Annotated in this window: 8 protein-coding genes; all 8 read right to left on the bottom strand. The window is 47.1% G+C overall.

The genetic code is table 11. The features are described 5' to 3' along the window. Positions 1-471, bottom strand: a 471-nt coding sequence (locus ABIK47_07620) for a hypothetical protein (GenBank protein ID MEO0020480.1), incomplete at its 3' end; no start/stop codon positions are given. A 58-nt stretch (positions 472-529) separates the two neighbouring features. Further along, entirely contained in the window at positions 530-2,287 is a 1,758-nt protein-coding gene (locus tag ABIK47_07625; GenBank protein MEO0020481.1) for a polysaccharide deacetylase family protein, read from the bottom strand. Beyond that, the gene (locus ABIK47_07630; GenBank protein ID MEO0020482.1) at positions 2,278-2,652 is read right to left on the bottom strand and encodes a hypothetical protein; all 375 of its coding nucleotides are present in this window, start codon (positions 2,650-2,652) and stop codon (positions 2,278-2,280) included. The genes ABIK47_07625 and ABIK47_07630 overlap by 10 nt, the downstream gene beginning before the upstream one ends. 25 nt (positions 2,653-2,677) lie before the next feature. After that, complete coding sequence (locus tag ABIK47_07635) at positions 2,678-3,991, bottom strand: glycosyltransferase family 2 protein (protein ID MEO0020483.1); 1,314 nt, start codon at positions 3,989-3,991, stop codon at positions 2,678-2,680. A 9-nt stretch (positions 3,992-4,000) separates the two neighbouring features. Continuing rightward, positions 4,001-6,730, bottom strand: coding sequence for a tetratricopeptide repeat protein (locus tag ABIK47_07640; protein MEO0020484.1), 2,730 nt, complete (start codon positions 6,728-6,730; stop codon positions 4,001-4,003). Between the two features lie 46 nt (positions 6,731-6,776). Beyond that, a complete protein-coding gene (locus ABIK47_07645) occupies positions 6,777-7,856 on the bottom strand; it encodes an ATPase domain-containing protein (protein MEO0020485.1) in 1,080 nt (359 codons plus the stop codon). A gap of 446 nt (positions 7,857-8,302) precedes the next feature. Next, a complete protein-coding gene (gene fabG, locus ABIK47_07650) occupies positions 8,303-9,049 on the bottom strand; it encodes a 3-oxoacyl-[acyl-carrier-protein] reductase (GenBank protein MEO0020486.1) in 747 nt (248 codons plus the stop codon). Positions 9,050-9,058: 9 nt separating this feature from the next. After that, entirely contained in the window at positions 9,059-10,165 is a 1,107-nt protein-coding gene (locus ABIK47_07655) for an immune inhibitor A domain-containing protein (GenBank protein ID MEO0020487.1), read from the bottom strand. Positions 10,166-10,205: the final 40 nt, after the last annotated feature.

Consider the following 10,205-nt stretch of genomic DNA (forward strand, 5'->3'; position numbering starts at 1 on the left):
ACCACCCTGTTCATCTCTGGCACCCAAAGGACCGGTTGCCAGCACACCACCACCACCACTTAAGAACCTTCTAATCGCAGACCGCTCCCTTTCGCTCAAACAGACCGCTGATGGTAAAATAAGGAGGTCGTAGCCCTTGATGCCACTTTCCAATTCCCTGGAGGTTATCACCCTGTAACCGAGCCGGCGATTCAAAAGATAAGCCTCCCAACTGGCTAAATTGGCGTCGAGCCAAGAGGTGAATTCTGGCAGGGCGATTTTAGTATGGGTTGATTTAAAAAGGGCAATTTTCGGTTTTGCCAGTTTAAGGGCGGTGGAGAGGGGCTTTTCCGAAAGCCGAATTTCGCCATAGAAATTTTTAAAAAGGAGAAATGTAAACCAGAAAGAGAGACCTAAAAAAATCAGCGTCAAAAGGAAGTTGGTGAAAGAGCCGATTCTTCCTTTTACCCTTGGCAGTTCATTTTCATCCATTATCGCATCCACTAAAATTTATTATACCCTGAGGTCAAGTTAAAGGTAGAGTGGAGTCTCATTGGCAATCAACAAGGTATGTTTGGCTGGCATAGGCTCCCAGACTCTTCACATTAAAAGTGATGATCCTACCCGCCTCTTTTAGTTCATACTCTGGCGCCACAACCCCTCGGGATTTTATAGAAACATTTTTCACCGGTTCTGGAGGGGCGACGAACAGCCGCAGGTTTTTAAGAGGGAATTGGCTGTTATTTGTTACTTTTACCTCAATTCTTCTCAAAGAAGAATTTGCCCTCCTGACAGTTAAGGAGAGATTTTCAAACCCCTGCCACCAGTCTGCCATCTCTTTACAGGTTGCAAACCACACATCTTTACCTTTACAGAACTGAATGAATCGCTCCAGGGCCGGGATGTTATTTTCTGCACAAAGGAGATGACTGTGGTAGAGGAGAAAATAGGCACCCTGCACCTCATAAACACTTAGAAAGTCCTGTTTCAAGGCATCGAACAGATCATTTGTGCCCCGCAGGTGTTCCTTCACCAATAGGTCGTAGTCGCTCCTTGGTCCTTTAGGCAGGACAACAATGATTGGCTTTTGTTCCCCTTTGCCACGGAGGCTGGAACTACGGACCTGTGTAATGAGCGGACAGAGTCGGTCGGTCACATCATTGCCGCAAAGATACCGATACCCTAATTCTGCGAGCGCCTTTATTGTGGAGGAGTCATAGAGTTCCTCAGGCGGATGAAACCCTATTATTTTTTTACCGGTTAATTCCTCAAGGGACTCCCTCCCCTCTTTTAATCGTGACAACTGCTCCTCATAGGGCTGCCACCGGTACACCTCAACCCCGTGCAAACCAATCTCGCCATTTTCCGTAAGAATGCGAGTTGCCTTAGGATTATTAAGCGCCTCTTCAGGGACTAAAAAGAATGTTCCCTGGACACCCTCCTTATTTAAGACGGTAACCGCGTTTAATGTTTGAGTATAGCGATACTCAGCATCGCAGATTAAAACCACCGCCGCCTGGTTTTCTCTTTTTCCATCGGGCCAGGGGTTGAGCCAAGCAACCGGTTCCTTTCGCAACCAAGATATTGAGTTCAACAGAATCTGGTCCCGAATCACCTGAATGGTTTTGACACCAACAACTGCCTCCCGTTCAAATCCCAACCAGACAAAACGTCCATGGTAATACTCGCCACAAACAACTCCGCACCCCTTTTCATTAGAGGTCAAGGGCTTAGACCAGTAGCCAACAGGTGATGCCCTTGTTTCCACTACCTTTGCCGCCAAAGGGTGAATTTCATTAAGATTTGTCACCTCAAGCCTGAATCCTGGTGGGATCCGATAACTTAATGGGGAGTTTCCCTTGAGGGTTAAGGAGGCGCTCACATTCCCTTTAGGACCGATCTCCCCTGTAACTTCAACCCCGAACAGACTGGAAAGGAACTCCCAACCCTGCCAACCACCCTGTTCATCTCTGGCACCCAAAGGACCGGTTGCCAGCACACCACCACCACCACTTAAGAACCTTCTAATCGCAGACCGCTCCCTTTCGCTCAAACAGATTGCCGATGGTAGAATCAGGAGGTCATACCCCTCAATGCCTTTCTCCAACTCCCTGGAGGTTATCACCCTGTAACCGAGACGGCGATTCAAAAGATAGACTTCCCAATCGGCTAAGTTATCGTTCATCCACTCGCTAAGTTCGGGCAAAGCGGATTGGGTATGAGTGGAACGAAGAAGAGCAATTTTGGGCTCATCTCTACCTTGGGGGAAAATGGAGAGCAATAAGAGCAGGAGTAAATTTATCGCCATTTAAGTTCGTCCGTCTTTATCCTTTCTGTGCCGTCAGTTACTGGAACATACCCCTTAGGGGTATAGCGCCAGAACAAAGGGAAACCCTCTTCTTTCCTGGCAATATAGAGAGGTTCTGGTATAGATTCACCAGGCTTCTTATTCCCACCCTCAATTGATGAACCTAACCCTGCCGAAGAGGGAATAACCACAATCTCCTTTTGCAAAGGCGGTTCATGGGCTTCCCCTATTACTTTATGCTTGTTATTTTTGTTATTATTCCTCCGTTCCTTTAATTTGTAGAGCACATACGCAAAAACTGAGAGGATGAGTGTAAGGATGGTTACCGCCAGAAGGATTACAGTAAGGATAGGCACTATATCCATTTCATTCCTCCTTTCTTGTTTTTATTTATATCCTACCCATTCTAACCAATTTTCCCCAGGTCATTTTGACCCCGAGAAACTCTTCAATTGATGCCAAAACCTTGCAAACATCTATGACCAGAATGAAAAAGAGCCGGTAAAATATCGAATATGGTAAAAGGAAGGCCGCCTCCCTTTCAGAGTTTATCGAGAAAAAGGCTCCGATGATATCTAATAGCGTCAACAGAAGCCACCAGAATAGAAGGAGTGGGCTGAGTCCAAAGAAAAAGGCGATGAAAATAAAAAAGAGGTTGCCAAAAACATTCATCCCAGGCCAGATGAGCACCTCATAGACCATCCACCACAGTATGAAGAAATAACTGAATTTGTCAGGACTGAACAGGGCGTCCTTGTGCTTGGCAAGCGACTGAAGGATGCCCCTCGTCCAGCGATAGCGTTGTTTTAACAAATCGGTCCATTTTTCTGGAGCCTCGGTCCAGGAGATGGCAAGAGGCTCATATTCAACCCTCCAGCCGGCGGCAAGGAGTTTTAAGGTGAGGTCGCAGTCTTCGGCAAAGGTATCCCAGGAGTAATACCCCACATCCTCTAACGCCTTCCTGCGGAAAAAGCCTATCGGACCGGGAACAATATTTACCAACCGCAGGATACCCTGGGCCCGGCGCGGCAGATTTACCCCTTCAATATATTCTAACGCTTGGAGTCGGGTTATCAGTTTATTCCGATTTACCACCTTGACATTCCCAGCGACCGCACCAACCTTAGGGTTGCGAAAGTGCTGAACCCCTTTTTTCAAACTCTGGGGCTCCAGCCGAGAATCGCCATCCATACAAACGATTATCTCTCCTTGGGCATACTTAATCCCGGTATTCAGCGCCCGGGCCTTTCCTTGATTGGGCGTGGAGATGAGTTTTACAGTTGCCTTACCATAATTGCCGACATAAGCCTTTGCTTTTTGAAAGGTTTCATCGGTTGACCCGTCGTCGACAACGATGATTTCATAGGCAGGGTAGTTTAATTTTAAGAGGGAATTTAATGATTGCCGAATCACCTTGTCTTCATTGTAGGTGGGGACGATGATGGAGACATAGGGGGTGTAGTCAGAAGAGGAATTCTGGTTGACAAACCTGGTATGCTGAAAAAAGGCAAGGAGGAGAATAAGGATATAGCGGACCAAAAGGGAAACAAGGAAGAGCAGAAGCACAAGAACCGAACCCCGAACCAGAGCGGTTCCCCAACTCATGTGAAATCTCTTCAAGTAATAATCGCTCAGAAGGAAAAGGACAATAATGAGAATAAGGTGAATAAGGATGTTTCTAATAAAAGAACTGAAACTCTTCAAATCCCCTCCTTAAAAGTAAAATATTGCCTCCAAAAGGAAGGAACGCCGCAAATCCCGTTGTCGCGTAGAAAATCCGAAGACAGCGCCAAGGGTGAGATTTGCCCAAGGTGTCCAATAAACACTGAGATCGAGGTTCTTCTCCCAGCTGGAGGAGCCAGGAACTAAAACAACCCCGAACTTGGTATAAAGATCAATATTAGAGACCGGGCTTTTTGAGAAGTTGGCCCAAAACTCGTGCGTCTGATACCCTCGTGGCGCCCAATAAAACGGGGAGCTGTCCTTATAATTCCAATTGTTATAATCATAACCAATGCTCAACTCCGGCACTAAATTATAAGCCGTCCCCAAGAGGAGTTCTTGAGACTGGTTGGCATCACAATAAACGCCGTATTGATACTGACCCTTAAATCTCCATGTTTCCGTGTAGTGATATTCACCGTTTAAACCGATCTTCTCTCCAAAAAGACTTTCCTGAAGCGCCGGCAGTGTCTCCTTTGCATAGATTAACTCCCGCCGCTCGTATTTAAGCCCCAGGTAAACATCAGGTGTTATTTTGTATTCCGCTCCAATGGAAAAGGCAGGGAATCGCCATTGAAAGGTAGTGTTATTGGTGTAAAGATTATAAGCGAGGTTTAATCGAGCGGACAGTCTCGGATCAAATTTATAATCAAGGAGAAAGAAGTAAGAGTTACAGTAGTAATTGGTATCAAACTGCCGGAAGTTGTAATGCTGATACCCAGGGGAAATGGATACATTTGAACCCAGATCCATCTTTCCGGAAAATCTCTTGCTGTAAATATGGAAATCTTTTGGAGCGTCAAGTCTTAAATATTGAGCATTGATGATGGGGAAACTCCAAAGATGTCCGGACCCTTCGTCACGTGGCAGTAATTTCAGCCCCATAATGGCGATATTGGCAGAAGGATTGATTCTCAATACTTTTTGATACTCTCGTTTTGCCTTTTCATACTCGCCCATCTCCCGATAGGCATCTGCCAATCCCAATAGGACCTTCACATCCACGCTCTCTTTCGGAAAGAGTGCTATAGTTTTTTCATACTCTTTGGCTGCCTGGAGGTAATCACCCTGCCAGTAAAGGACTTGGGCGAACTCGGCTCTCAGGTCAGGGTCATTAGGGGATTGTGTTAATATCTCCTGATACACATCCACAGACATTTCATACTCCTTTGCCCAAGATAGAACCCGCGCATATTCCAGTTTTGTGCTATAGTCAAGAGGATTTTCCCGCAGGTATTCTTCATATAACGCCATTGCTGCCGGGTAATCCTTATTACTGGCTGCCTCTCTTGCAACATTTAGTTTCTCCAACAACTCCCTTTCGGTCTCCTTGTGCCTTTCTATCTCGATGTTTCTCAGACCCTGTTCCGCATCCTTATTACCGGGTGCGGTCTGGAGAACCTTTTCGTACTCCCTCTTTGACCGCTCCAAGTCACCAGCTGCAAGGTAAAGGTCGGCGAGTGCCAGACGGGCGGTAAGATAGTCTGGCTGCTGCGTAAGAATAAATAACAACTCCTTCTCTGCCTTTTTTCTATCCCTCCAGAAAAGACCCTGGGCATACTCCAACCTCACCTGTAAACTTTTCGGCCATGTTTCCAATACCGTTTGGTACTGTAACAACGCCTCATCGATGTCACCGTTATTAAAAAGACAACGGGCAAGCTCTAACCGGGCACTGACAGCTTTTGGTCTCGCTTTGAGATACTCCTTCAAATGGGAAACCGCCAGCCCATACCTGCCCAAGAAGGATAACGATAAAGCCAAATTCAGGCGCGCCTCCAAATCCTCGGGATGGCTTTTCACATAATCAGTTAACGAACCGACCCGCTCTTGGTGAAACTCATTTCCTAAACTATCAATCTCCTTTAACAACCTTTTCCCTTCAGGGTGGTCGGGTTCAAAGGTTAGCAACTTCTGGCACTGATTATATGCCTCTTGAAACCTATTGGCTTTCAAAAGCTCCTTAATCAGAATAAGTCGCAGCCGATTGTTCTTCGGGTCTTTAGTCAAGAGCGAATAGTAGCGGTCAATGGGATAAGCATAGGCAGCTGAACGGGATAGCGCTGCAATAGACTTTAAACCCTCACGCGCCTCAATCGAGGTGGGGTCATCCCTGAGAGCCGCTGAAAACTCCCTTTTTGCCTCATCAGACCTCCCTGACCAGAGAAGGGCATAACCTAAGGCAATCCGAACCTTAACATCTTTTGGCTGTTCTTTAAGCAGTTTGCGGTAAATCGCTATCGCCTGACTGTTTTTCCTCTGCCACGAGAGTACTTGGGCATATTCAAACCAGGGATCTCGGTCAAAGGGGTTGCCTTTTAAATACCTCTGGTAATTTCTCTCCGCCTCCGCGTAGTTTTCCTCTTGAAGGTAAAGCCTTGCCAGTGCCAGCCGAACAGATAAACTTTCCGGATGCTTTTCCAAAATTCTCTGATAATACGCTAATTTCGCCTCCCGCTCCTTCTTAAGTTCAGTCTGCGCCTGGGAAAGGATTCTTTTCGCCTCTTGTTGCGTGGAATCGTAACCTAACACCCTTTTGCACTCCTTCACCGCCTCCTCAAACCTTTTTATCTTAAAATAGGCAGAAGCCAAAAGGACCCGGGAGTTAAGGTCTTCTGGGTTTTTCTTTAGATGCTGGTTAAGAAGGCTTATCGCCTCCTGATAAAGACCACAGTTATAGGCATCTAAAGCCTCGGGGTTTAGTCCTGGTTCAGCGTGCACTGCGAACTGCAAACTAAGAACTACGAACCATAAACTAAAAACCCTGTTATGTAATCTTACTGAGCAACTCATCCAAGTCCTCACCATCTTGAGGAAATGTAACCACTGCTGTTTCAAAATCTTGTAGGGGTAAAATTGACTTAATCCGCGCGGACAGTTCCTTTGAGAAAACCTCTGCCTCCTTTTTTCTAATGCCGCACAAAAGTATCAAAACGCTGTTCTCGTAAATGGTAGCGGGGTTCGGCTCGCTCAAAAGAAGTTCAACCGCCTCAATTACCCGCTGCGACATTGATGGAAATTTTAACCCGACAATTGAGAATTGAGGTTTTTCCGGCACACCTATTTGCTTGACAATAAGGCTCAAGAAGTTATTGAAGGGCAAAAGCTTAAACCTCTTTTTGTCCCTTCTCGCCAAGGGAACTTCTTCTTCCCTTTCATTCCCAATCACAATCCCTTGGGAGGGCACAATCTTGTAATTGTAAGAAAATACAGGTGGTGGATAGCCCCATTTTGCGATAAAGGAAATTCTCCTGCCCGTCGGGGTTTCGGTGAATTGGATAACACCGGTAGTCAACTCCTCCAGAAGATTAATCACTTTTGATGCCTCCCGATTTGCCGGCTCCCTTATCGTCATTAATGTGGAGACCCCAAGCCCCTCCAGCCGGTAAAGCATATCTTCAATCAGGTTGCGAAACTCCTTCAGGTCGGTTATAATCAACGGCATGACTGTGTCCAATACCAGGCGCTGAATCTCCTCTGATTCAAGATAGGAAACGACGCCATTAACCGCAACGGCAACCTTATCTGAGAAGAGCGGAGTAGGATACTTTAAAAACCGCAGCTGGTCGGTATCAATATATTTCTTCACCTCAAACCCAAAGGATTCCAACTGGAGAATCAGGTCCTCAATCCTACGCCCGGTGATGAAGACGCACCTTTCCCCCTGTTTTAATCCCGCTAAGAGAAACTGCACACCGAGGATAGTCTTTCCACTTCCTTGTGGCCCAATTACTAAATACCCCCTTCCTTTATAGAAACCTCCCCAAATTCGGTCTAATATCTCTATTCCGCTGGAAACCTTTTCATAAATCAAGCCGTTTAAAGACTTAGAACGGCTCCTGTTCATCACCGCTTCCTTTCCAACCAGTAACTACAAACCTCAAACCCAGAACTACCCTTGGCGCCTGCCAGGAGCAATGTTGTTTTTCTAATTTTTTTATCATATGGCATTGTAATTTCATTTATAATACCAATTTTCCGTTTAGAAATCGTTTGAATAATTGTTTGAATAAATGTTTTAATCATCCTTTAAGACTCACACTGCCATTATGATATAAGATAAAAGGGTTAGGTTTGGGAATCCCAACAGTAACTCTAACCTCTCCCCGAAGGAGAAGTTCAAAACTACTTAGGGGGACAATACCCTGGCAAAATTTGTCATTTATTTAAGCCACTGAAAAACAAAGACTTAACCAATTTTTCCTTGCGGGGTTTTGTGTATCTTTATATAAACTTAGGGCTATTTAAATCCAGCCATTGGACCTCGCTGCGGTTGGTCCCAAGGGGCGCCGATTACATCAACATCCCGCCATCAACCCTGATGACCTGACCCGTGATATAGCCTGCCTCTTCTGAGACAAGAAAAAGGCAAAGAGAGGCAACATCCTCGGGTGTTCCTGCCCTTTTTAGTGGTATCGCGTTGATGTAACTCTCTTTCACCTTTGGGTCAAGTCTCTCGGTCATAGCGGTGGCAATAAAGCCTGGGGCAATGGCATTGACCGTAATGTTTCTGCCCGCCAGTTCCTTTGCCACCGACTTGGTGAACCCGATTAATCCCGCCTTTGCTGCCGCATAGTTCGCCTGACCGGCATTACCCATCTCGCCAATAACTGAACTGATATTGACAATCCTGCCCCAGCGTGCCTTGATCATCGCCCGAGAAGAGGCTTTGGTAAAGTTGAAGGCACCTTTGAGGTTGACCGCAATCACCCTGTCAAAATCCTCTTCGCTCATCCGCAAAAGCAGATTGTCACGGGTGATACCGGCGTTGTTTACGAGGATGTGAATTGCCCCGAACCTCTCCTCAATCTGAAGACAGACATTCTGAACCTCTTGAAAATTGGCAACATCAACCGCATACGGTTCGGCAACCATTCCCTTGGCTTTCAAATCCTCGGCAACCCGCTGGGCCGCCTCTGACACAACATCGCACACCGCCACCTGCGCACCGCTACCGGCAAGCCTTTCCACGATTGCCCTGCCAATCCCTGCCCCACCGCCGGTAACCACCGCACATTTGCCTTTAAGGTCAACTTTCACAATAGCCTCCTATCTGACAATTGTCAACCTGCCAAAATTCTGCTCCTTAATCCCCTCATCCTCAATCTCAATAAGATAAAAATACATCCCGCTTGTTACCCGCCTTTTCTGCTCATTCAGCAAATCCCAATAGGCGGCCCGGCGCTCACGGTTTATCTCGGTTCCCTCCTCATCAAGCACCCGCACCGGCTCACCGGCAAGGTTAAAAATCCTCACCTTAAACTTGGGAAACTTCCCGGCAAGTTTTATAGAATCGGTTGGGGTGTAAACAATGGTTGCCGGTCCTGTTGATGATTTAACAACAACCGGGTTGGGAAATGAGTAAACCGTGCCCAAGAAAAGCGGGGCAATCTTAAGTGTGGCGGTCATCACCGAGTCGGATGGCGAAATCCTCTCAATAACCACCCCGCTCTGAATCCCGTCATAAAATGCGGTTGAAGGGGTCGTGAAGTTACGCACCCCAGTATCACTTGACTTCCACAAATGGGCGTCACTGCCACGGTCATTTGGTCCTAAGGTGAAGTCGGGCGAGCGGTCCGCGCGCAGAATCCCCACCAACGGGTGGCGCTCATCATCATTACCACTTCGGGACTCATCAATATGAAGAATCAAAAGCCCGGTTCCAGGCAGCCCTTTATCAAACCCGATTTGCTGTCGGTTTTCAATCAGAAAGTACTCACCCTTGCCACCGCCTTCAGGGCGCCAGTCAACACCATTGGGATTTTTTAGTATCCTGAAACAGGATTGGGCTTTTGCTACAGCGGCAAAACGGGCAGAGGGCACCGAATCAGCTATACCCTCTTCAACCGAATCTGGCAATGTCCAGCCCAAAAGATACTTGCACCAGGCTGAAGGGTGGACCGGCGAACTGCCATAAGGCTGGCTTTCACTTGCCCTTGCCCAGCCGCCTGCCGCCATCAGGCAGAACATCCCCAAACCTGAACTGGAGTAGTCGGTATCATACAAGTCGGGCAAGCCGAGGATATGACCGAACTCATGGCAAAAGACCCCGATGGTTATCAATGTGCCGTCATCAAACCGCTCGGGCTGAATTGAATAGACATCAACGCTGACCCGGTCATTCTGAGCCTGGTACGGTTGGTGCGACAGCGCCATCCCCGGCTAGGCGGCCGCAAACTCCTGGTGAAAATCCGTC

It is taken from the genome of candidate division WOR-3 bacterium, from assembly GCA_039801245.1.
Taxonomy (GTDB): Bacteria; Hydrothermota; Tepidihabitantia; order Tepidihabitantales; family Tepidihabitantaceae; genus JAOABP01.

What these genes read in the sequence shown, in the direction of transcription:
- ABIK47_07625 (MEO0020481.1), bottom strand. Translation starts at nt 2,287, where the DNA reads ATGGCGATAAATTTACTCCTGCTCTTATTGCTCTCCATTTTCCCCCAA.
- ABIK47_07630 (MEO0020482.1), bottom strand. Translation starts at nt 2,652, where the DNA reads ATGGATATAGTGCCTATCCTTACTGTAATCCTTCTGGCGGTAACCATC.
- ABIK47_07645 (MEO0020485.1), bottom strand. Translation starts at nt 7,856, where the DNA reads ATGAACAGGAGCCGTTCTAAGTCTTTAAACGGCTTGATTTATGAAAAG.
- ABIK47_07655 (MEO0020487.1), bottom strand. Translation starts at nt 10,165, where the DNA reads ATGGCGCTGTCGCACCAACCGTACCAGGCTCAGAATGACCGGGTCAGC.